24 protein-coding genes are annotated in these 20,409 nt (G+C 58.5%); 15 read left to right on the top strand and 9 right to left on the bottom strand.

Going from position 1 to position 20,409, the window contains the following annotated elements; all coding sequences use genetic code 11:
- The first annotated feature begins 13 nt into the window (after positions 1-13).
- Positions 14-781, top strand: coding sequence for an N-acetylmuramoyl-L-alanine amidase (locus tag ACA048_RS04550; protein ID WP_497628105.1), 768 nt, complete (start codon positions 14-16; stop codon positions 779-781).
- A 72-nt stretch (positions 782-853) separates the two neighbouring features.
- Here the strand turns inward: ACA048_RS04550 and ACA048_RS04545 are convergent, their stop codons facing one another.
- The 4 genes from ACA048_RS04545 to ACA048_RS04530 form a co-directional block, all read right to left on the bottom strand.
- Complete coding sequence (locus ACA048_RS04545) at positions 854-1,765, bottom strand: SDR family oxidoreductase (RefSeq protein WP_452624987.1); 912 nt, start codon at positions 1,763-1,765, stop codon at positions 854-856.
- Between the two features lie 111 nt (positions 1,766-1,876).
- Complete coding sequence (locus tag ACA048_RS04540; protein WP_497628104.1) at positions 1,877-2,779, bottom strand: alpha/beta fold hydrolase; 903 nt, start codon at positions 2,777-2,779, stop codon at positions 1,877-1,879.
- Complete coding sequence (locus ACA048_RS04535) at positions 2,779-3,561, bottom strand: class II aldolase/adducin family protein (protein WP_497628103.1); 783 nt, start codon at positions 3,559-3,561, stop codon at positions 2,779-2,781. Before ACA048_RS04535 ends, ACA048_RS04540 begins: the two co-directional genes overlap by 1 nt.
- 194 nt (positions 3,562-3,755) lie before the next feature.
- Positions 3,756-4,208, bottom strand: coding sequence for a flavodoxin (locus ACA048_RS04530; protein ID WP_497628102.1), 453 nt, complete (start codon positions 4,206-4,208; stop codon positions 3,756-3,758).
- A 100-nt stretch (positions 4,209-4,308) separates the two neighbouring features.
- Here ACA048_RS04530 and ACA048_RS04525 point away from each other — a divergent pair, with 100 nt between their 5' ends.
- Positions 4,309-4,785, top strand: coding sequence for a PAS domain-containing protein (locus ACA048_RS04525; RefSeq protein WP_497628101.1), 477 nt, complete (start codon positions 4,309-4,311; stop codon positions 4,783-4,785).
- Between the two features lie 54 nt (positions 4,786-4,839).
- Positions 4,840-5,445 carry a hypothetical protein gene (locus tag ACA048_RS04520; protein ID WP_497628100.1) on the top strand — a complete coding sequence of 202 codons (606 nt, stop codon included), beginning with the start codon at positions 4,840-4,842 and terminating at the stop codon, positions 5,443-5,445.
- A gap of 3 nt (positions 5,446-5,448) precedes the next feature.
- Here the strand turns inward: ACA048_RS04520 and ACA048_RS04515 are convergent, their stop codons facing one another.
- The gene (locus ACA048_RS04515; RefSeq protein ID WP_497629798.1) at positions 5,449-6,408 is read right to left on the bottom strand and encodes a MerR family transcriptional regulator; all 960 of its coding nucleotides are present in this window, start codon (positions 6,406-6,408) and stop codon (positions 5,449-5,451) included.
- A gap of 208 nt (positions 6,409-6,616) precedes the next feature.
- Between ACA048_RS04515 and ACA048_RS04510 the strand changes: the two genes are divergently transcribed.
- The 7 genes from ACA048_RS04510 to ACA048_RS04480 all read left to right on the top strand — a co-directional run bounded on the left by ACA048_RS04510 (position 6,617) and on the right by ACA048_RS04480 (position 11,094).
- The gene (locus ACA048_RS04510; protein ID WP_497628099.1) at positions 6,617-7,186 is read left to right on the top strand and encodes an antibiotic biosynthesis monooxygenase; all 570 of its coding nucleotides are present in this window, start codon (positions 6,617-6,619) and stop codon (positions 7,184-7,186) included.
- A gap of 83 nt (positions 7,187-7,269) precedes the next feature.
- Positions 7,270-7,980: a dihydromonapterin reductase gene (gene folM / locus ACA048_RS04505; RefSeq protein WP_497628098.1), complete on the top strand. Its 711-nt coding sequence runs from the start codon at positions 7,270-7,272 to the stop codon at positions 7,978-7,980.
- 21 nt (positions 7,981-8,001) lie between these two features.
- A complete protein-coding gene (gene folE, locus ACA048_RS04500; protein WP_497628097.1) occupies positions 8,002-8,580 on the top strand; it encodes a GTP cyclohydrolase I FolE in 579 nt (192 codons plus the stop codon).
- A complete protein-coding gene (gene folX / locus ACA048_RS04495) occupies positions 8,580-8,951 on the top strand; it encodes a dihydroneopterin triphosphate 2'-epimerase (RefSeq protein ID WP_497628096.1) in 372 nt (123 codons plus the stop codon). The genes folE and folX overlap by 1 nt, the downstream gene beginning before the upstream one ends.
- 68 nt (positions 8,952-9,019) lie before the next feature.
- On the top strand, positions 9,020-9,316 hold the full coding sequence (locus tag ACA048_RS04490; protein ID WP_140666726.1) for a DUF1244 domain-containing protein: 297 nt from the start codon (positions 9,020-9,022) through the stop codon (positions 9,314-9,316).
- Complete coding sequence (locus ACA048_RS04485) at positions 9,309-9,647, top strand: HopJ type III effector protein (protein ID WP_497628095.1); 339 nt, start codon at positions 9,309-9,311, stop codon at positions 9,645-9,647. The genes ACA048_RS04490 and ACA048_RS04485 overlap by 8 nt, the downstream gene beginning before the upstream one ends.
- Positions 9,648-9,843: 196 nt before the next feature.
- On the top strand, positions 9,844-11,094 hold the full coding sequence (locus tag ACA048_RS04480) for a 2-aminoadipate transaminase (RefSeq protein WP_497628094.1): 1,251 nt from the start codon (positions 9,844-9,846) through the stop codon (positions 11,092-11,094).
- Between the two features lie 60 nt (positions 11,095-11,154).
- On the opposite strand, the gene trxB is transcribed toward ACA048_RS04480, so the two are convergent.
- Positions 11,155-12,117, bottom strand: a complete 963-nt coding sequence (trxB, locus tag ACA048_RS04475) for a thioredoxin-disulfide reductase (protein WP_497628093.1) — start codon at positions 12,115-12,117, stop codon at positions 11,155-11,157.
- Positions 12,118-12,430: 313 nt separating this feature from the next.
- Here trxB and cysZ point away from each other — a divergent pair, with 313 nt between their 5' ends.
- Positions 12,431-13,183 (top strand): sulfate transporter CysZ, encoded by a 753-nt coding sequence (gene cysZ, locus ACA048_RS04470; protein ID WP_497628092.1) that lies wholly within the window; start codon positions 12,431-12,433, stop codon positions 13,181-13,183.
- A 40-nt stretch (positions 13,184-13,223) separates the two neighbouring features.
- A complete protein-coding gene (locus ACA048_RS04465) occupies positions 13,224-14,423 on the top strand; it encodes a glycosyltransferase family 4 protein (RefSeq protein WP_497628091.1) in 1,200 nt (399 codons plus the stop codon).
- Between the two features lie 117 nt (positions 14,424-14,540).
- Here the strand turns inward: ACA048_RS04465 and ACA048_RS04460 are convergent, their stop codons facing one another.
- The 3 genes from ACA048_RS04460 to ACA048_RS04450 form a co-directional block, all read right to left on the bottom strand.
- The gene (locus ACA048_RS04460; protein ID WP_497628090.1) at positions 14,541-15,644 is read right to left on the bottom strand and encodes an NADH:flavin oxidoreductase; all 1,104 of its coding nucleotides are present in this window, start codon (positions 15,642-15,644) and stop codon (positions 14,541-14,543) included.
- Between the two features lie 196 nt (positions 15,645-15,840).
- Entirely contained in the window at positions 15,841-16,323 is a 483-nt protein-coding gene (locus tag ACA048_RS04455; RefSeq protein ID WP_497628089.1) for a glutathione peroxidase, read from the bottom strand.
- A 122-nt stretch (positions 16,324-16,445) separates the two neighbouring features.
- Positions 16,446-16,931: an FKBP-type peptidyl-prolyl cis-trans isomerase gene (locus ACA048_RS04450; protein ID WP_497628088.1), complete on the bottom strand. Its 486-nt coding sequence runs from the start codon at positions 16,929-16,931 to the stop codon at positions 16,446-16,448.
- Between ACA048_RS04450 and ACA048_RS04445 the strand changes: the two genes are divergently transcribed.
- From ACA048_RS04445 to yihG, 3 genes are read left to right on the top strand one after another with little or no spacing between them, the layout of a single operon-like run.
- A complete protein-coding gene (locus tag ACA048_RS04445; protein ID WP_497628087.1) occupies positions 16,900-17,238 on the top strand; it encodes a DUF3565 domain-containing protein in 339 nt (112 codons plus the stop codon). The genes ACA048_RS04450 and ACA048_RS04445 overlap by 32 nt on opposite strands.
- Before the next feature lie 60 nt (positions 17,239-17,298).
- Entirely contained in the window at positions 17,299-19,398 is a 2,100-nt protein-coding gene (gene pta / locus ACA048_RS04440; RefSeq protein WP_497628086.1) for a phosphate acetyltransferase, read from the top strand.
- The gene (yihG, locus tag ACA048_RS04435) at positions 19,399-20,301 is read left to right on the top strand and encodes a 1-acylglycerol-3-phosphate O-acyltransferase, YihG family (protein ID WP_497628085.1); all 903 of its coding nucleotides are present in this window, start codon (positions 19,399-19,401) and stop codon (positions 20,299-20,301) included.
- The last annotated feature ends 108 nt before the right edge of the window (positions 20,302-20,409 follow it).

The following is a 20,409-nucleotide window of genomic DNA, read 5'->3' as shown; positions in this document are numbered from 1 at the left end:
GCGAGCCGCTTTCATGAAACCCTTCATCTACAACAAACTTCACTCTACCCAGAGTTCCAACAGCCGCGTACGTTTTCTGATTTTCCACTACACAGCCGGCAACTTCTCCAGCTCGGTCAATGCATTGACTGGCCCGAATGTCAGCGCACACTACCTGGTTCCCGACATCACCGATCCGAGCTACCTCAAAGCAGGTTACACCGGGCAAGAAGTCTTCAGCCTCGTCGACGAAACAAGGCGCGCCTGGCATGCCGGCGTCAGTCAGTGGGGTAACCGAAGCAATCTGAACGACACGTCTATCGGGGTCGAAATCGTTAACCTGGCAACGTTCAGCCAAGGGGTTTTCAATTTCCCGCCGTATCAGCCTGAACAAATTGCCGCGATTGAAGAACTGGCGCTAAACATCCTTGAACGCTATCCGGATATCAGCCCGACCCAAGTCCTGGGCCACTCTGATATTGCGGTCGGTCGCAAGAGTGATCCAGGGCCGAAATTTCCCTGGCATGCACTTTATTTGAAAGGAATTGGCGCGTGGTTCGAGGATGCTACCCGAGACACTTATCTGCAGCAGTACACCGAAACCGGCATTCCAGCCCGAATTGAATTGCTGAAACTGTTCAAAACCTATGGCTATGACGTTTCAAATGCATCAACCGACCAAGGCTTCACACAACTTGTTCGAGCATTTCAGCTGCACTTCCGTCCTGAAAATTACGACGGGATCATGGATGCGCAAACGGCAGCGAATCTGGCGGCATTGGTTTGCAAATATTGTCCTTGATAGCCACGGCAAACTGAAACGTTCCGAACATTAACAACCAGCAAGGTCCAGGAAGGACCTTGCTGGCGTCCATTAAAGCGAGTACTTCTGCAGATTCCCCATCATTTCCTTCAGCGCTTCAATATTGTCCTTCGGATGCGCGGCACCCTCAAAATCACAAATCTGCTCCCACTGTGCCGCCACATCTTCCGGTGAGAACCCCACCCGCGGATCAAACCCGGCGCCCAGGCTGCGCTCCCAGCGCACCTTGCCCATCCAGCCGCCGCCCACTTCAAACAACCCGGAAGTCTCTTTGCAATTTTCACTGGCCAAATACACGACCAACGGGCTGACCAATTCCGGTTTAAGTTGCTCGAACACCTGCGGCGGAATCAGGCCTTCGGTCATGCGAGTGCCGCCGGTAGGTGCGATGGCGTTGACCAGGATGTTGTTCTTGCGGCCTTCAATGGCAAGTGTGCGAGTCAGGCCGTAGAGGCCGAGTTTAGCCATGCCATAGTTTGACTGGCCAAAGTTGCCGTAAATGCCCGAGGTCGACGCAGTGAAGATCACGCGGCCATAATTTTGTTCGCGCATGTGCGGCCACGCAGCGCGTGTGACCTTGTAGGCACCTTCGACATGGACGCGGTAAACCAGGTCCCAATCGGCATCCTCCATTTTGTGGAAGGTCTTGTCGCGCAGGATCCCGGCGTTATTGACTACTACATCGATACGACCGAAAACGTCGAGCGCGTGCTGAACGATTTTATCGCCGTCAGTGACGGAGTCGTGGTTGGCCTCGGCAGTCCCGCCGGCCTCGCGAATTTCTGCCACTACGCGGTCTGCTGCCGACGCGTTGGCGCCCTCACCTTGCGCTGAGCCGCCGAGATCGTTGACCAGCACTTTGGCGCCCTGTTTGGCGAACAGCAGCGCATGTGCCCGCCCCAGGCCGCCGCCTGCACCGGTGACGATCACGACTTTATCTTCGAAGCGCACAGACTCATTCATAGGGGAACTCCAGCAGGCCAAGGGACGATGAACCCGAGTGTCAGGCACGGCGCTGCTGGTCACAATGAACAAGGGTCGGGCTGAATGGTGCCCGATAAGGCTGGGGGATAGTCAGGAACAGGCGGCCCTGCGCGGAGGCAACGCCAGCCGATCACGAAACTCCAGATAGTGCTTGAGTACCTGCCCCGGTGCTTCGATCTGGGGGTAATGGCCAATTTCGGCCAGCAGGATCGTGTCCGGATTGGGGATCAGTTCGTGATAGCGCGCGACCATGTGCGCACCGGAAATCGGATCGACCTCGCCATCAATGACACGCAGCGGCACTTCACCGCGCTGCATGGCGCCGACCCAACGGTCGCGCTGGACCCGCCGCTCTGGAATATACGTGATGAGCTTGTGCATGATCCGCGGGCCGTGATTGCTGTTGATCAGTCCCCAGAAATCATCCATCTCACTTTCGGTCGGCCGGGTCATCCGACCGAAAACCCGCCGAAAACTCTTCACCAGCGCGTCACGCGTGAACGCGCGGCCAATCATCCAGCCCAAGGGGCTGAGCAACAGTTTTTGCGCCAACAGCGGGCGATGGGCTTCCGGAAACAGGCCACCGTTGAGGAACACACAACTGGCGATGTGAATGCAGGTTTCGTAATGCCGGGCTAACAGCTCCTGCGCCACGCTGTCGCCATAGTCGTGGGCCAGCACATGCACCGGTTGCGTGACACTCAAATGCGCCAGCAATGCCTGCTGCAAATCAGCTTGTTCGAGCAGGCTGTATTCGTGGTTCACCGGTTTGGCGGAGTCGCCGAAGCCGAGCATGTCACAGGCAATTACCCGATAGCGCTGGGCCAGTGGTTGCCACAGGTAATGCCAATCCCAACTGGCGGTCGGAAAGCCGTGGATGAGCAACAGCGGCTCACCCTGCCCGGCCGTCCAATAGCGGATAGTCTGGCCACGGAATATAAAAGTCTGGCCGCGTTTGCGCCAGACACACAGGGGGATCTCGGCGAGTGGCATCAGAGTATATAACCCGGGTTTTGTTGATCGAGTTTACGTAGCAGCGCTGGCCAGGCCAACGCGCCACCCATCCCTTGAGTACTTTTGGTCACGCCGGCGATCATCGCCTTGGCGCCCGCCAGAATCTGCGGTTCGATGGCGATCAGCTCGGCGCCGCCGTGCTGTGCCAGCACCTGGATATCGCAGGCGCGCTGAAAGGTGAACATCATCAGGAACGTGTCGGCGATGGTGCCGCCACAGGTCAGCAAACCGTGGTTGTGCAGCATCAGGAAATTGTTTTCACCGAGGTCTGCTTGCAGGCGCGCCTTCTCTTCATGGTTCAGCGCAACGCCTTCATACGCGTGGTAAGCCAGGCTGGACAGGACAAACAAGGATTGCTGGCTGATCGGCAGAACGCCCTGCTTTTGCGCCGACACCGCAACCCCGGCAGCGGTGTGGGTGTGCAGGACGCAGACCACATCGTGGCGAACTTCATGCACGGCGCTGTGAATGGTGTAACCCGCCGGGTTGATGTCGTAAGGACTGTCCATCAGCTTGTTGCCGGCCTGATCAACCTTGACCAGGCTTGACGCCGTGATCTCATGAAACATCAGACCGAACGGGTTGATCAGAAAATCTTCGGTACCGGGCACTTTGGCCGAGATGTGCGTAAAGACCAGATCGTCCCAGCCATGCGCGGCGACCAGACGATAGCAGGCCGCCAGATCGACGCGGGTCTGCCACTCGGCGGCACTGACTTTACCTTTGACACTGTGGGGCGACTGGACGGGGGCAACATTCACGGCATGACCTCCTATTCTTATTGTTCTGCTGTCGTTACAGCAGTCTAGTCAGCCCCCGGACTTCGTGTAGTTGCATTGGCAGCCAGCTTGATGGCCGAGCGAGTCAGTGACGCAATGAGTCTGGATCCATGTCAAAGGACCGACGCTAATAACCCTGTTCAGCAATTTCATCAGAACCATGACGAACCCGATTTTCACTGCAATGCACTGACCAACTGCGCCAACCAGGGTTCGGCATCGGTTTCGGGTGTCACAGTTTCGCTGGCGTCCAGGCGCAGCATGGGCAGCACTTCACGCAGACCTAGTTCACTGAACAATTCACGCATCTGCTCGCCGCCGCCACAGAAGGTATCGCCATAGCTCGCATCGCCCAGGCCGATGACCGCTCCCGGCAGACCGCGCCAGGCCGCGGGTAACTGATCACGAATCATCGAATACAAGGGTTGCAGGTTGTCCGGCAATTCACCCATGCCGGTGGTCGAGGTCACCGCCAGAAACGCTTGCGGCTCGAAAGCCAGGACATCGGCCAGTGACGCGCGTGGGTTGTGCATTGTTTCGAAACCGGAGGTCTTCAAAATACTCGCGGCGTGGCGGGCGACTTCTTCGGCCGTGCCGTATACCGAGCCGGAAAGGATGGCGACTTTCATCAATCTGTTCCTGAAACTGAGTGAAAACCGGATATTAACAGCAGGACCTGCATTGTTCTTTTAGAATGCAGCACTCAATCACTCCGGAAAGGATTCTCCGATGATCAATGCTCAGCTGCTGCAAATGGCGATCAATGCTTCTAACGACGGCATCGTGATTGCCGAAAAGGAAGGCGAGCAGGACAACATCCTGATTTACGTCAACCCGGCATTCGAACGTCTGACGGGGTACACCAACGAAGAAATCCTCTACCAGGATTGTCGTTTCTTGCAGTCCGGTGACCGGGACCAGGAAGCACTTGCCACCATTCGCGAGGCGTTGAACAAGGAAGGATCCTGCCGGGAAATCCTCAGGAACTACCGCAAGGACGGCACCCCCTTCTGGAATGAACTCTCGCTGTCGACGGTGAAAAACCCGAGCGACGGGCAGACTTATTTCGTCGGTGTGCAGAAGGACGTCACCACCCAAGTCAAAACGCAGCAGCGTGTTGAGCAACTGGAAGCACAGTTGGCGGAGGTGATCGCCGAACTATCTGCACTGAAAGCGACGAACGGCGCAAACAAAACTGCGAATTAAGTGTCATTAACTACAATCACCAACGACTTTGTAACTATATCTTTCGAGCAAGCCATGCAGCGCGACGCACTCCTCACTCAGGATGAGCTGGATTTTATCCAGACCATGCAACACAACCCGCAACTTAATGTGCGGGATGCGACGTCGAGCCTGCTCGTCAACGGTGGTTCGCAGATACGTGATTTGCTCACGCGCCTCGCGGCTCATGAGCAAGTCACCATTCAGGCCAACTTCGAAAATCAACAAATGACCTTTCCGCTGCACCTGGTGGAAGACGAGTTTCACGCGCTGCATTTGCGCTTGGGCGTGCCAAGCATTTACGAGGACGGGCCAATGGTTCGTCCTTGGCGCCTGGCACTTGAAGAACCGGTGGCGCTGGAGAATGCCAAAGGCCAGCCCGGCACAATGTATGTGCACGAAATCTCGTTCAAAGGAGTTTTGCTGGAAGTGCGCAACAAGACCAAGCCACCCAAACACTTTGCCTTGTGGTTCAGCCCGTCAGGCTACGAACGGATTGCATTGCGCGGCACCTTTGAGCGTGAAACCGAGCAAGGTTTCTTCGCCTACGAATTGAGTCAGTCTGACAAGGACGAAACCGAGCGTCTGCGCCAGTACATCCTTCAGCAACATCGCCTGACACACCCCGCGCTGCACATCTGAATTTCAAGTATCAAGGTTTCCCGCCAAGAACTGTTTCAGACGCTGGCGCATTACCCTTCCGTCGCTCCCCAGACACCCGATCGATGATCCGGCTAGGCTCTCTTGCGCGAGGTCCGACGCGTCCCCCGCCAGCAATAGCTGGCAGTCGAGGCTCATGGCCAATCGGCTCAACCGACGCGGCAGCTCCGGGGAAGGTGCGTGATTGGACACCAGCACCAGCGCCGCAGGTTTGACCCTCTCGCAGACCAGCGTCAACTCATCGGAGGGTTGACCAATAGCGAGTAGTTGAATCGCCAAATCGACACTGCTCAGGTACAGCCCGGTGACCAGGACATCCAGCTCACGGGCCTGATCGGCCAGGGCGCAGACAATCACTCGGCGCGGTTGCATGACGCGCACCAGCAGCAGGCGTTGCAATACCCGGGAACGCAGAAAGGCATCCAGAAACAGCCACTCGCTGGCCTGACCGAACGCTTCATGGCGCGGAAGTAATTGCTTCCAGACCGGAAGCAAAATGTCCTGAAACACGACCGTCAGCGGGTAACTGGAAAAAATCTGACCATAGATCTGCTCCAGTTGAACCTCGTCAAAGGCGCTGACCACATCCTGAATCTGCTGTTGCCATTGGGCGTAGTCAGCCTGAACGAGTGCGGTGGAAATGATCTGCGCCAGCGCCTTGAGCGGTTCGGTCCTGGCCAGGATCTTGCCGACTTTGCTGACCGCGACGCCGCGGTCGATCCAGTCGAGGATGCTGCGAACCTTCTCGATGTCGTGCATCGAGTACAGACGATGCCCACTTTCGGTGCGCGTAGGCTGGATCAAACCATAACGCCGCTCCCAGGCGCGCAGCGTAACCGGGTTGATGCCCGTCAGACGCGCTACCTCACGAATAGGAAAGAGCTCTTCCCGATCAAGGGACAGATCCGATTGCCGAGTAGGAGTAACGTCAGTCAGGACAGGCATCAGAGAGTCGACGTCCATGGATAAAATTGGATCCCATTCTAACTCTCCCTCCTACTATTCAACACCTTGATAATCGACGCATCATGCTGGTGTATTGGCCAGAATCAGGAATAATCCTTGCTTGTCTCAAAGCGCAGCCCACCACCCCGGCGTTGTGCCTGGCGAAACTCCTACCCGGAGTAACGCAACTGTCATATGGAGATACACAATGTCTACCTCACCCGTCACGCTGATGGTTGCGCGCCGCGTTGCCGAAGGGCGCTATCAGGACCTGATGGTCTGGTTGCGCGAAGGCGAACAATTGGCCACCGATTTTCCCGGCTATCTCGGCTCTGGCGTGCTCGCTCCGCCGCCCGACGATGACGAATTCCAGATTGTTTTCCGCTTTGCCGACGAGCAGACCCTGCACGCTTGGGAACACTCTGTGTCGCGCACGGCCTGGCTGGCGCGCGGCAGCGACCTGTTTGCCCACAAGACGGAACATCGTGTCAGCGGAATCGAGGGCTGGTTCGGCGCGGTCGGTCAGCGCCCGCCACGCTGGAAACAGGCGGTGGCGATCTGGTTGGCATTCTTTCCGGTGTCCCTGTTGTTCAATTTTGTCCTCGGCCCATTGCTGAGCGAAATGGGCCTGCTGCCACGGGTGTTCATCAGCACGCTGTGTCTGACGCCGTTGATGGTCTACTTCTTCATTCCATTGTCGACCCGTCTGCTGGCCAGCTGGCTGAACAGCGCGGTAATACGGCCGTTGCCCACCGAGCCCGTCCCCCAAAATCAATGATCCCAATGTAGGGCGAGCCCCACGGTAGGTGAATGCCGCCGCGCGCTGGTATAGTTTTGCTCTTACCGCGACGCGAGCCATTCATGACTTCTTCCGCAGCCCCCATCCTCATCACCGGTGCCGGCCAGCGTGTTGGCCTGCATTGTGCGCAGCGTTTGATTGAAGACGGCCAGCGGGTGATCTTCAGCTACCGCAGCGAACGCCCTGGCGTCCAGACGTTGCGCGATCTGGGCGCCACAGCGGTGTTTGCCGACTTCTCCACTGAAGCCGGGATCCTCGCATTCATCACCGCCCTGAAAACCCAAACTGATAGCCTGCGGGCGATTGTCCATAACGCCTCCGAATGGCTGACCGAAACGCCGGACACCGACGCCGCCGCCTTCACCCGCATGTTCAGCGTGCACATGCTTGCGCCTTACCTTATCAACCTGCACTGTGCCGACTTGCTGCAACGCTCAAGCCCGGCGGACATTGTGCACATCAGCGATGACGTGACCCGCAAAGGCAGCAGCCAGCACATTGGCTACTGCGCCAGCAAAGCCGGGCTCGACAGCCTCACCCTGTCCTTCGCTGCGAAATACGCGCCGACAATCAAGGTCAACGCAATCGCGCCCGCCCTGCTAATGTTCAACCCCGAGGATGACGCGGCTTACCGCGCCAAGGCGCTGGCCAAATCCGCGCTGGGCATCGAACCCGGCAGTGAAGTGATCTACCAGAGCCTGCGCTATTTGCTCGACAACCCGTATGTCACCGGCACCACCCTGACCGTCAACGGCGGACGGCACATCAAATAAGATGCCCCGCGAGGATGCTACATGTCGCTAACCCTGCCCCAGAACGCCCTGTCCCAGAGTTACCGCGAGATTCTCATCGGCCTCGGTGAGAACCCGGATCGCGAAGGTCTGATCGACACCCCGGTGCGGGCGGCCAAAGCCCTGCAGTACCTCTGTCATGGTTACGAACAAAGTGTCGAAGAGATCGTCAACGGCGCGCTGATCGCCTCCGACAACGATGAAATGATCATTGTCGACAACATCGAGTTGTACTCGCTCTGTGAACATCACCTGCTGCCCTTCATCGGCAAGGCCCATGTGGCTTATATTCCAACGGGCAAGGTGCTGGGTCTGTCGAAAATTGCGCGGCTGGTGGACATGTTCGCCCGTCGCCTGCAAATCCAGGAAAACCTCACCCGGCAAATCGCCGAAGCGGTGCAACAGGTGACCAATGCCGCCGGCGTCGCGGTGGTCATCGAAGCCCGGCACATGTGCATGATGATGCGCGGTGTAGAGAAACAGAATTCGACCATGAACACCTCGGTGATGCTCGGCGCCTTCCGCGAGTCGAGCAACACCCGCCAGGAGTTCCTGCAATTGATTGGACGGAGCACGTCGTAATGCCACAACTTCAACCAGGAATGGCACGCATCCGGGTCAAGGACCTGTGCCTGCGGACCTACATCGGAATCAACGAGGATGAAATCCTCAACAAACAGGATGTGCTGATCAACCTGACCATCCTGTATGCGGCCCAGGACGCGGTGCGCGACAACGACATTGATCACGCGCTGAACTACCGCACCATCACCAAGGCAATCATCGCCCACGTAGAGGGCAATCGTTTCGCCCTGCTCGAACGGCTGACTAAGGAGTTGCTGGACTTGGTGATGGCCAACGAGTCGGTGCTGTACGCCGAGGTTGAGGTCGACAAACCTCACGCGCTGCGATTCGCCGAATCGGTGTCGATTACGCTCGCGGCAAGCCGCTGACCGCGTCTGGCGCATTGGCCGTCAGACTTTTATCATTCGTGTCACGATTTGACTGCACAGAGCCCGCCATGAACGATCAACAACGCCTTGAACTTGAAGCCGCCGCCTTTCGCCGGTTGGTGGCCCATCTGGACAGCCGCAAAGATGTCCAGAACATCGACCTGATGAACCTCTCCGGTTTCTGCCGCAACTGCCTGTCCAAGTGGTACAAGGCCGCTGCCGACGAACGCCAGATCGACGTCAGCCTCGATGACGCCCGCGAAGTGGTTTACGGCATGCCGTACGCCGAATGGAAAGCCCAATACCAGCAAGAAGCCAGCGCCGAACAACAAGCGGCGTTTGCCAAAGGAAAACCCAATGAGTGATTTGAATACCCTGCGCGCCAGCCTCAAGAGTGGTGAACACGTCTTTGCCGATACCCTGGCTTTCATCGCCGCCGGTTACGACTATCAACCACAGGCTTTCAACAACGGTGGCGTGGAAAACGCGGCCGGTCAGAACGAAGGTTCGTGCAAGACCCTGGGCCTGGCGCTGCTGGAAGATCTGAGCGATGAAGAAGCGCTGCTGGCGTTTGGTGAGCATTACCGTTCGGTGGTCGCAACGCCTGATGGCAGCGACCACGGCAATATCCGCGCATTGATGACCCACGGCTTGGCCGGTGTTAAGTTCACTCAGCAACCACTCACTAGCCGCTAAACGCTTTTTCTGTAGGAGCAAGCTTGCTCGCGATGGCGATCACAGAGACGCCATCGCCGGCAAGCCGTGCTCCTACAGTCGCTCCACACCACATCCCGACTTTTAAGATTGACCCGGCAACTTTATTTCGTTTGCCGGGTACCGCTGCTCACGGCTTAGATAAAAAGAAGCATCCCTTCTTCAGAGTCGGTCATCCATGAGCAGCGAATCCATCAGCCGGTCGATCAACATCGTTCATCCTGTCACGCTCAGCCACGGCAAAAATGCCGAGGTATGGGACACCGACGGCAAACGCTACATCGACTTCGTCGGTGGCATCGGCGTGCTGAACCTCGGCCATTGCCACCCGCGCATCGTCGACGCCATTCGCGAACAAGCCACCCGCCTGACCCACTACGCGTTCAACGCCGCCCCGCATGTGCCCTACCTCGAACTTATGGAACGCCTGACCGCGTACATTCCGGTGGATTACCCAGTCAGCGGCATGCTCACCAACAGCGGCGCGGAAGCGGCGGAAAACGCCCTGAAGATCGTCCGTGGCGCCACCGGCCGCACCGCCGTGATCGCGTTCGACGGCGCCTTCCACGGGCGCACGCTCGCCACCCTTAACCTCAACGGCAAGGTCGCGCCATACAAGCAAAAAGTCGGCGTGCTGCCGGGGCCGGTGTATCACTTGCCGTACCCGAGCAAAGACAACGGCGTAACCTGCGCCGAAGCGTTGAAAGCCATGGACCGACTGTTCAGCGTCGAGATCGACGTCGAAGACGTGGCGTGCTTTATCGTCGAACCGGTGCAGGGTGAAGCGGGCTTCCTGGCGATGGACGTCGAGTTCGCCCAAGCGCTGCGCAAGTTCTGCAATGAAAAGAACATCCTGCTGATCGCTGATGAAATCCAGTCCGGCTTCGGCCGCACCGGCGAGCGGTTTGCGTTTTCGCGGTTGGGCATTGAACCGGACTTGATCCTGCTGGGCAAAAGCATTGCCGGTGGCGTTCCACTGGGTGCGGTGGTCGGGCGCAAGGCGTTGCTCGACACTTTGCCCAAGGGCGGGCTGGGTGGGACTTACTCGGGCAATCCCATTGCCTGCGCCGCCGGGTTGGCGACGCTGGATGAAATGACAGATGCCAACCTGCAAGCCTGGGGCGCGCAGCAGGAAGAAGCGATCGTCAGCCGTTACCAAACCTGGCGCACCAGCAAACTTTCACCGTATCTGGGGCGTTTGACCGGTGTTGGCGCGATGCGCGGCATTGAACTGGCCAATGCCGATGGCACACCGGCGCCGGCCCAGTTGACGCAGCTGCTGGCGTTAGCCCGGGAGGCAGGCTTGCTGCTGATGCCCAGCGGCAAGTCGCGCCACATCATCCGTCTACTGGCGCCGTTGACCACCGAAGCCTCGGTGCTGGAGGAAGGGCTGGACATCCTTGAGGCATGCCTGAAGAAATTGGACTGAACCCAAAATCGCGGGCAAAAAAAAACCGGCTGCGAAGCCGGTTTTTTCATTTCAACGATCTCAGAACTTGGCGTTCTGCAGGTCGTCCAGGTAACGCTCGGTGTCCAGTGCCGCCATGCAGCCGGCGCCGGCCGAGGTGATGGCCTGACGGTAAACGTGGTCAGCCACGTCACCGGCGGCAAAGATGCCTTCGACGCTGGTCGCCGTGGCATTGCCTTCGCGGCCGCCTTGCACCACCAGGTAGCCATCTTTCAACGTCAGCTGACCTTCGAACAACGAGGTGTTCGGGGTGTGGCCGATGGCAATGAACACGCCGTCGACTTTCAGCTCGTCGAAGCTGCCGTCGTTGTTCTTCAGGCGAGCACCGGTCACGCCCATGTTGTCGCCCAGTACTTCGTCCAGGTTCGAGTTCAATTTCAGCTCGATCTTGCCTTCGGCAACCCGGACATTGAGCTTGTCGATCAGGATCTTCTCGGCGCGGAAGGTTTCGCGACGGTGGATCAGGGTCACCTTGCTGGCGATGTTGGCCAGGTACAGGGCTTCTTCAACAGCGGTGTTGCCTCCGCCGACCACAGCCACAGGCTTGTTGCGATAGAAGAAACCGTCGCAGGTCGCGCAGGCCGAAACGCCTTTGCCCATGAACGCTTCTTCGGACGGCAGACCCAGGTAACGAGCGCTGGCGCCGGTGGCGATGATCAGAGCGTCACAGGTGTACGTCGCGCTGTCGCCGACCAGGGTGTACGGCTTGGAAGCGAAGTCCACGGCATTGATGTGATCGAAAACGATCTCGGTTTCAAAGCGCTCGGCGTGTTCTTTCATGCGCTCCATCAACGCCGGGCCGGTCAAGCCATGGACGTCGCCCGGCCAGTTGTCGACTTCGGTGGTGGTGGTCAGTTGACCGCCGGCTTGCATGCCGGTGATCAGCAGTGGCTTGAGGTTGGCACGGGCGGCATAGACCGCAGCGCTGTAACCGGCAGGGCCGGAACCGAGAATAATCACTCGCGAATGACGGGCTTCAGACATGACCTGCTCCTGTTGACCGGCCCTGAACACCGGGCGCGGAACGCCGGGTTGCCGGCGGGAATAAAAAAGGACCGTGGTTGACCTTGGGGAAGGTTTGAAAACGACAGTCCTGCAAAAAGATGGGGTGCAGCGTATCGAGGGGGCGAAGATTAAGGAAATACGGTTTAACAATCCAGCTCATAGGTGGTCTCTATCCCACTGCCAAGACTATAAAGACGTCTTTGTTACAGTGAATGTCGATTCCACTGCCGCGCTTTCCCCCTTCCGGCAAAGTCGGTAAGGTCGGCGCGTTTCCCTCTGCCCGGAGCACGTTATGCCCGCACCTGTCCTGTCCGGACCGCAATACCTGCGCGAAGGCCTCAAGCTGGTTCTGAGCCCCAGCCTGCGTTTATTCGTGTTATTGCCGCTGGCAATCAACCTGGTGCTGTTCGTCGGATTGATTTATCTGGCCGGCCATCAATTCAGCCTGTGGGTCGATACGCTGATGCCGACCCTGCCCGACTGGCTGAGTTTTCTCGGCTACATCCTCTGGCCGATTTTTGTGGTGCTGGTGGTGTTGATGGTGTTTTTCACCTTCACCATGCTCGCCAACGTCATCGCCGCGCCTTTCAACGGCTTCCTCGCGGAAAAAGTCGAAGTGGTGGTGCGTGGCACCGACGATTTCCCGGCCTTCAGCTGGGGTGAGCTGACCGCAATGATCCCGCGCACCCTGGCCCGGGAGATGCGCAAACTCGGCTATTTCCTGCCACGGGCAATCGGGTTGTTCATCCTGTCCTTTATCCCGGTGGTGAACATTATTGCCGCACCGCTGTGGCTGCTGTTCGGGGTGTGGATGATGGCGATCCAGTACATCGACTACCCGGCGGACAACCACAAACTCGGCTGGAACGAGATGCTCGCCTGGCTGCGCGAGAAGCGCTGGCAGAGCATGAGTTTCGGCGGCAGTGTTTATCTGGTGCTGCTGATTCCGGTGGTCAACATCCTGATGATGCCGGCCGCCGTGGCGGGTGCGACCTTGTTCTGGGTGCGTGAACGCGGCGCGGAAAATCTGGTGGCCCAGCGCTGACCCAGTCACAAATCCATCATCAAAGCGCCACAATGACGACATGGCCTCAGCCCACACTGAGGTCATGACGACAGCTCTGCATATCACCCTGATCACTGAAACATTCCCACCGGAAATCAACGGCGTGGCCAATACCCTTGGTCGCTTGTGCGATGGCTTGCGCGCGCGCGGGCATCAAGTGGAATTGGTGCGACCACGCCAGCTGTGTGATCAGCAGTTGAGCAGTGACGATGATTTGCTGTTATGTCGCGGCTGGCCGCTGCCGGGTTATCCCGGTTTGCAATGGGGCCAGTCGTCTATGCACAAGCTGCTAAGGCGCTGGACGCGGCATCGCCCGGACGTGCTGTACATCGCCACCGAAGGGCCACTGGGCTTGTCTGCGTTACGCGCAGCACGGCGGCTGGGGATCTCGGTGGTCAGCGGTTTTCACACCAACTTTCAGCAATACTCCAGCCAATACGGGCTGGGGGTCCTGACCCGATTGCTGACTCACTATTTGCGCTGGTTTCATAATCGTTCGACCCTGACACTGGTGCCGAGCCCCAGCCAGCGGATGGAGCTTGAGCGTCGGCAATTCGAGCGTTTGGCATTGCTCTCTCGGGGTGTCGACAGCCAATTGTTTCATCCAAGCAAAAGGCTGGCATCACTTCGCGAGGCGTGGGGATTGGCCGAGGATGACATTGCAGTCATCCATGTCGGACGCTTGGCCCCCGAGAAAAACCTGGGCTTGCTCAAGCGCAGTTTCGACGTGCTGAAAGCGACTTATCCACAGCGCAACCTACGCTTGATCGTGATCGGCGACGGCCCGCAACGAACGGCGCTGGAGCAGGAACTGCCCGAGGCGGTTTTCTGCGGTTCACAACGGGGCGAAGCGTTGGCCAGTCACTATGCGTCAGGCGATGTATTTCTGTTTCCGAGCATGACCGAAACCTTTGGCAACGTGGTGCTTGAAGCACTGGCGTCGGGATTGGGTGTGGTCGCGTACGACCAGGCGGCAGCGGCTCAGCATATTCGCCATGGCTACAACGGCGTGCTGGCAATGCCGGGGGATGAAGAGGCGTTCTGCGATGCGGCAGTGTGGCTGTTGGAAGAGCGCGAGACATTGCGTTGCGTGCGGTTGAATGCGCGCCAGCATGCGAGCCGGCAGGGTTGGGCTGCGATAATCGAGCAGTTTGAGGGGCAGTTGCGGGGGGCTTGTGTGCGGGAGCAGGTGGTTCCTGAGGCACAGACCTTATCCTGACTGTTGGGTGACTTTGAATCCGTCTTCGCTGGCAAGCCAGCTCCTACAGGGGTTCTGTGTCGTGCACAAAACCTGTGGGAGCGAGCCTGCTCGCGATGGGGCCAGTTCAGACGCCGCTTAAACCAGCGTCATCAACGCCTCACGGCTAAACGGCAGGATGTCTTCCTCTCGACCGTCACGTACCTTCTGCGCCCAGTCCGGATCAACCAACAACGCACGACCCACAGCCACCAGGTCGAATTCGTCGTTGTTCAAACGCTCCAGCAGTTTTTCCAGGCTCGCCGGTTGGGCGATCTTGTCGGTGTTGACCATGAATTGCAGGAACTCGCCATCCAGGCCAACGCTGCCCACGGTGATGGTCGGCTTGCCAGTGAGTTTGCGGGTCCAGCCGGCCAGGTTCAGCTCGGAACCGTCAAATTCCGGCTCCCAGAAACGGCGTGTCGAGCAGTGGAAAATGTCCACGCCGGCATCGGACAACGGCTTGAGGAATTCACCCAGTGCTTCTGAGGTTTGCACCAGGCGCGCGGTGTAATCCTGCTGCTTCCATTGGGAGAAGCGGAAGATGATCGGGAAACCTTCGCCGACCGCCGCACGCACGGCTTGAATCAGTTCGATCGCGAACCGTGAACGGTTTGCCAGATCGCCACCGTATTCGTCGGTGCGCTGGTTGCTGCCTTCCCAGAAGAACTGGTCGACCAGATAACCGTGGGCGCCGTGGATTTCCACGCCGTCCATGCCAATGCTCTGGGCATCTTTGGCGGCTTGGGCGAACGCGGCGATTACGTCCTGGATGTCTTGTTTGGTCATGCCGTGAACCACGACCTGACCGTCTTTCAATTTTTCCGAAGGGCCGTAACCCGGAACGCTGGCGTCCGGTTCGGTGCCGATACGGCGCACACTGCCGACATGCCACAGTTGCGGAACGATCTTGCCGCCTTCGGCATGCACGGCGTCGACGACTTTCTTCCAGCCGGCCAATGCCGCTTCGCCGTAGAAGTGCGGTACGTTCGGATAGCCGTTCGAGGCCTTGTGACCGACGGTCGTACCTTCGGTGATGATCAAACCTACACCGGCAGCGGCGCGGCGACGGTAGTACTCGATCACTTTGGAATTAGGTACGCCACCCGGCGAAAACGAACGGGTCATCGGCGCCATGACGACACGGGTCGGCAACTCGAGAGCGCCTAGGTGAAAAGGCTTGAACAGGGCTTTGACGGGCATGGGACGCTCCACGGGATATAGGCTTTATGACGGAGATAATATGGGGAGCGCAGCGTATTGAATAGCACTATTGATTGCAGTGATTAAGGCCTAAAAGTTCGTAAATATTGTAGGAGCCGGCTTGCTGGCGAATCAGACGATGCAGTGTGTCAGATACGCCGCGTTCGCTGGCAAGCCAGCTCCTACAAGGAGGATGTCAGCTCAGTGCTTTTTCGATCGCCTGGATGACAGCATGATCATCCGGTGCCGTACGGGGCGAAAACCGCGCCAGCACACGACCGTCCTTGCCCAGCAGGAATTTTTCGAAGTTCCAGGTAATGTCACCCGGGAATTCCGCACCCTCGCCCGCCAGCAGGCGATACAACTGATGCCGCTCATGACCGTTGACTTCCAGCTTGCTGGACAACGGAAAGGTCACGCCATAGTTGAGGCTGCAAAACTCCTGGATCTCTTTCTCGGAACCTGGCTCCTGCCCGGCAAACTGGTTGCATGGCAAGCCGAGCACGCTGAAACCTTTACCTTTGTATTGCTGGTAAAGGTTTTCCAGCGCCGCGTACTGTGGGGTCAAGCCACATTTGGAGGCGACGTTGACCACCAGCACGACTTGCCCCTTGAAGGGCGCCAGCGGTAGTTCCTGTCCATCCAAGGCTGTTAACTTAAGGTCGTGAAAAGCACTCATGACGAACTCCAAATTCCCGTGTTCTTCTCGAAACAGCCACTTGGCAATGCCACCAAGGACAGCCGCGGACTAAAAAGGCGCCCTCGGGCGCCTCTCCAGTTCTCTGAGCTTAGCGCAGAAAATCAGTGGTGATGGCCACCTTCGCCATGGACGTGACCATGAGCGATTTCTTCCTGGCTGGCTTCACGGATGTCGATGATCTTGACCTGGAAATTCAGGCGCTGACCGGCCAACGGGTGGTTGCCGTCAACGGTGACGTCGTCGCCGTCCAGATCGCGAATGGTGACGATCTGCATCTGGCCGTCCGGAGCGGAAGCGTGGAACTGCATACCCACTTCCAGTTCATCGACGCCTTCGAACATGCTGCGGCTCAGGGTGCTGACCAGTTCGGCAGCGTATTCGCCGTAGGCATCTTCAGGTTCAACGGCTACGGTCAGCTCGTCGCCGACGGTTTTGCCTTCCAGAGCCTTTTCCAGGCCCGGGATGATGTTACCTGCGCCTTGCAGGTAGACCAGCGGCGCGCCACCGGCGGAGCTGTCGATGACCTCACCAGCGTCGTTGGTCAGGGTATAGTCGATGGAGACAGCCTTATTGGCGGCGATCAGCATGGGGCGAGACCTTTTGCATAAGAATAAAGAAAGGCCAAGTTTAGCGAAGCAATCGTCCGAAAGCGAACACAACCCGGACGGAAGGTTTGAGGCGCTTGGCGCAACGGTTACAGGTTTCCATCAGGACGAGGACGGGCATTGGGTGGCGGAGCTTTCCTGCGGCCACACCCAGCACCTGCGCCACCAGCCACCGTGGCAATTGCGCGCCTGGGTCCTGGACCCCGCGCAACGTATTGAAAAAATAGGCCAGCCCTTTGATTGCGGTTGGTGCGCACAAGGCCCGGTTAGCGATAACCTTGACGACTGAATTTCGGTAGATCGTCAGGTATAAACGATCGCCTTTGCCATGCTCCCTTAGAGAATCCGCATGCAAACTTTTTTTATTGCACCCACCGACTTTGGTGTGGGTCTGACCTCCATCAGCCTCGGGCTGGTACGCACGCTTGAACGTGCCGGCCTCAAGGTCGGTTTTTTCAAACCGATTGCCCAGCCACATCCGGGTGACACCGGACCGGAACGCTCCACCGAACTGGTGGCCCGCACCCACGGCTTGAAGCCGCCTCAGCCGCTGGGCCTGGCACACGTCGAGCGCATGCTCGGTGATGGTCAGCTGGATGAGCTGCTCGAAGAAATCATCACGCTTTATCAGCAAGCCGCCGTCGGCAAGGATGTGCTGGTCGTCGAAGGCATGGTCCCGACCCGCAGCGCCAGCTACGCCGCGCGGGTCAATCTGCATTTGGCCAAGAGCCTGGATGCCGACGTGATTCTGGTCTCTGCGCCGGAAAGCGAAGCCCTGACCGAACTCTCCGGTCGCGTGGAATTGCAAGCGCAATTGTTCGGCGGGCCGAAAGACCCGAAAGTCCTCGGCGTGATCCTTAACAAGGTCAAGACCGACGAAAGCATGGACGTCTTCGCCACACGCTTGAGAGAACACTCGCCGTTGCTGCGCAGCGGTGATTTCCGTCTGCTGGGTTGCATTCCGTTCCAGCCGGAATTGAATGCGCCACGCACCCGCGACGTGGCGGATTTGATGGGCGCGCAAATCCTCAATGCCGGAGATTACGAAACCCGGCGCATGACCAAAATCATCATCTGCGCCCGCACCATGCGCAACACTGTGGAGCTGCTCAAGCCCGGTGTGCTGGTGGTAACGCCCGGCGATCGTGACGACATCATCCTCGCCGTCAGCCTCGCTGCCATGAACGGCGTGCCATTGGCCGGCCTGCTGCTGACCAGCGACACCCTGCCCGACCCGCGCATCATGGACCTGTGCCGTGGCGCGTTGCAGGCGGGTTTGCCGGTGCTGTCGGTGAGCACCGGCTCCTACGACACCGCCAATCAGTTGAACGGTTTGAACAAGGAAATCCCGATCGACGACCGCGAACGCGCGGAGATCATCACCGATTTCGTCGCCAGTCACCTCGATGCCAACTGGCTGCACCAGCGCTGCGGCACTCCGCGTGAGATGCGCCTGTCGCCCGCCGTATTCCGCTACCAATTGATCCAGCGCGCCCAGACAGCCAACAAACGCATCGTGCTGCCAGAAGGCAACGAGCCGCTGACCGTGCAAGCGGCGGCGATTTGCCAGGCGCGCGGCATTGCCCGTTGCGTGCTGCTGGCCAAACCGGCGGACGTCGAAGCCGTGGCTCGCGCGCAAGGCATCGAGCTGCCACCGGGGCTTGAGATTCTTGACCCCGACCTGATCCGCGAACGCTACGTAGAGCCGATGGTTGCGCTACGCAAGAGCAAAAGCCTCAACGCGCCGATGGCCGAGCAGCAACTGGAAGACACCGTGGTGATCGGCACCATGATGCTGGCGCTGGATGAAGTCGACGGCCTCGTGTCCGGCGTCATTCACTCCACGGCCAACACCATTCGCCCGGCTCTGCAATTGATCAAGACCGCGCCGGGCTGCACCTTGGTGTCGTCGGTGTTCTTCATGCTCTTCCCCGAGGAAGTGCTGGTCTACGGCGACTGCGTGATGAACCCGCACCCGAGCGCCAGCGAACTGGCCGAGATCGCCCTGCAAAGCGCCGACTCGGCTGCCGCGTTTGGCATCACCCCGCGCGTGGCGATGATCAGCTATTCCAGCGGTGAGTCCGCCAGTGGCGAAGAAGTCGAAAAAGTGCGCGAAGCGACATTGCTCGCCCACGAACAGCAGAACTCGCTGCTGATCGACGGCCCGTTGCAATACGACGCCGCCGCCAACGAAACCGTCGCCCGGCAACTGGCGCCGAACAGTCAAGTCGCCGGTCGTGCCACGGTGTTCGTGTTCCCCGACCTGAACACCGGCAACACCACCCACAAAGCCGTGCAGCGCAGCGCCGATTGCGTGAGTCTCGGGCCGATGCTGCAAGGCCTGCGCAAACCGGTGAACGACCTGCCGCGCGGCGCGCAAGTCGATGACATCGTCTACACCATCGCGTTGACCGCGATTCAGGCTGCCAACCGACCTATGGATGTTTAAATGCTGGATTCCCTGCCTGCCGCAGTGCGCGGCGTGATTGCCTCGTTGTTGTTGGCCCTCAATACCATTTTGCTTTGCTCGTTTCTGTTCTGCGTGGCGATTTTCAAGGTGCTGCCGTTCGCCCTCACCCAACGCTTCACGCGCTGGCTGATGAGCCACACCCATGAGGCCTGGATCAGCAACAACAAGGCCTGGATGAACCTGGTTTGCCGTACCCGCTGGCACCTCAGCGGCCTGGAAGGCCTGGACTATCAGCACTCGTACCTGATCACCAGCAACCACCAGAGCTGGGTCGACATCATGGTGCTGCAATACGTGCTCAATCGACGTATCCAGCCGCTGAAGTTTTTTCTCAAGCAAGAGCTGATCTGGGTGCCGGTGATTGGTCTGGCCTGGTGGACGCTGGGCTTTCCGTTCATGAAGCGCTACTCCAAGGCGTATCTGGAAAAGCACCCGGAGAAAAAAGGCAAAGACCTGGAGACCACCCGCAAGACTTGCGCGAAGTTTCGCAATAACCCGGTGGGGATTTTCATTTTCGTTGAAGGCACGCGCTTCACCGAAGGTAAACATGCGCAGCAGAAATCACCGTTCGAGTATTTGCTGAAACCCAAGGCCGGCGGCATTGCGTTTGTGCTGGATGCGATGGGTGAGCAGCTGGAGTCCATCGTCAACGTGACGATTCACTATCCGGGCGGGCGTCCGGGGTACTGGGATTTGCTCTGTGGAAATGTGAAGGATGTTGTGGTGCATTTTCAGGAGCTGAAGATTCCACCGCAGTTTATCGGCAAGAACTACGACCAGGATGGGGAGTATCGATTGCAGTTTCAGGGGTGGATCAATCAGTTGTGGCTGGACAAGGATGCGTTGCTGGAGCAGATGCATCGGGAGTATCCGGCCAAGTAATCAGGTGAATGTTCTGGCCTCTTCGCTGGCAAGCCAGCTCCTACAAGGGAAATACGCTGGACTGTAGGAGCTGGCTTGCCAGCGAAGGCGTCCGACCAGACACAAAAA

It is taken from the genome of Pseudomonas sp. LBUM1659, from assembly GCF_059716045.1.
This window is presented reverse-complemented; position numbering and strand designations above follow the sequence as displayed.

Bases quoted from the DNA above. Each gene is read 5' to 3' on its own strand.
- ACA048_RS04550 (WP_497628105.1), top strand. From the start codon at position 14: ATGAAACCCTTCATCTACAACAAACTTCACTCTACCCAGAGTTCCAAC.
- ACA048_RS04545 (WP_452624987.1), bottom strand. From the start codon at position 1,765: ATGAATGAGTCTGTGCGCTTCGAAGATAAAGTCGTGATCGTCACCGGT.
- ACA048_RS04540 (WP_497628104.1), bottom strand. From the start codon at position 2,779: ATGCCACTCGCCGAGATCCCCCTGTGTGTCTGGCGCAAACGCGGCCAG.
- ACA048_RS04530 (WP_497628102.1), bottom strand. From the start codon at position 4,208: ATGAAAGTCGCCATCCTTTCCGGCTCGGTATACGGCACGGCCGAAGAA.
- ACA048_RS04525 (WP_497628101.1), top strand. From the start codon at position 4,309: ATGATCAATGCTCAGCTGCTGCAAATGGCGATCAATGCTTCTAACGAC.
- ACA048_RS04520 (WP_497628100.1), top strand. From the start codon at position 4,840: ATGCAGCGCGACGCACTCCTCACTCAGGATGAGCTGGATTTTATCCAG.
- ACA048_RS04515 (WP_497629798.1), bottom strand. From the start codon at position 6,408: ATGCCTGTCCTGACTGACGTTACTCCTACTCGGCAATCGGATCTGTCC.
- ACA048_RS04510 (WP_497628099.1), top strand. From the start codon at position 6,617: ATGTCTACCTCACCCGTCACGCTGATGGTTGCGCGCCGCGTTGCCGAA.
- folM (WP_497628098.1), top strand. From the start codon at position 7,270: ATGACTTCTTCCGCAGCCCCCATCCTCATCACCGGTGCCGGCCAGCGT.
- folE (WP_497628097.1), top strand. From the start codon at position 8,002: ATGTCGCTAACCCTGCCCCAGAACGCCCTGTCCCAGAGTTACCGCGAG.
- folX (WP_497628096.1), top strand. From the start codon at position 8,580: ATGCCACAACTTCAACCAGGAATGGCACGCATCCGGGTCAAGGACCTG.
- ACA048_RS04490 (WP_140666726.1), top strand. From the start codon at position 9,020: ATGAACGATCAACAACGCCTTGAACTTGAAGCCGCCGCCTTTCGCCGG.
- ACA048_RS04485 (WP_497628095.1), top strand. From the start codon at position 9,309: ATGAGTGATTTGAATACCCTGCGCGCCAGCCTCAAGAGTGGTGAACAC.
- ACA048_RS04480 (WP_497628094.1), top strand. From the start codon at position 9,844: ATGAGCAGCGAATCCATCAGCCGGTCGATCAACATCGTTCATCCTGTC.
- trxB (WP_497628093.1), bottom strand. From the start codon at position 12,117: ATGTCTGAAGCCCGTCATTCGCGAGTGATTATTCTCGGTTCCGGCCCT.
- cysZ (WP_497628092.1), top strand. From the start codon at position 12,431: ATGCCCGCACCTGTCCTGTCCGGACCGCAATACCTGCGCGAAGGCCTC.
- ACA048_RS04465 (WP_497628091.1), top strand. From the start codon at position 13,224: ATGGCCTCAGCCCACACTGAGGTCATGACGACAGCTCTGCATATCACC.
- ACA048_RS04460 (WP_497628090.1), bottom strand. From the start codon at position 15,644: ATGCCCGTCAAAGCCCTGTTCAAGCCTTTTCACCTAGGCGCTCTCGAG.
- ACA048_RS04455 (WP_497628089.1), bottom strand. From the start codon at position 16,323: ATGAGTGCTTTTCACGACCTTAAGTTAACAGCCTTGGATGGACAGGAA.
- ACA048_RS04445 (WP_497628087.1), top strand. From the start codon at position 16,900: ATGGAGACAGCCTTATTGGCGGCGATCAGCATGGGGCGAGACCTTTTG.
- ACA048_RS04450 (WP_497628088.1), bottom strand. From the start codon at position 16,931: ATGCTGATCGCCGCCAATAAGGCTGTCTCCATCGACTATACCCTGACC.
- pta (WP_497628086.1), top strand. From the start codon at position 17,299: ATGCAAACTTTTTTTATTGCACCCACCGACTTTGGTGTGGGTCTGACC.
- yihG (WP_497628085.1), top strand. From the start codon at position 19,399: ATGCTGGATTCCCTGCCTGCCGCAGTGCGCGGCGTGATTGCCTCGTTG.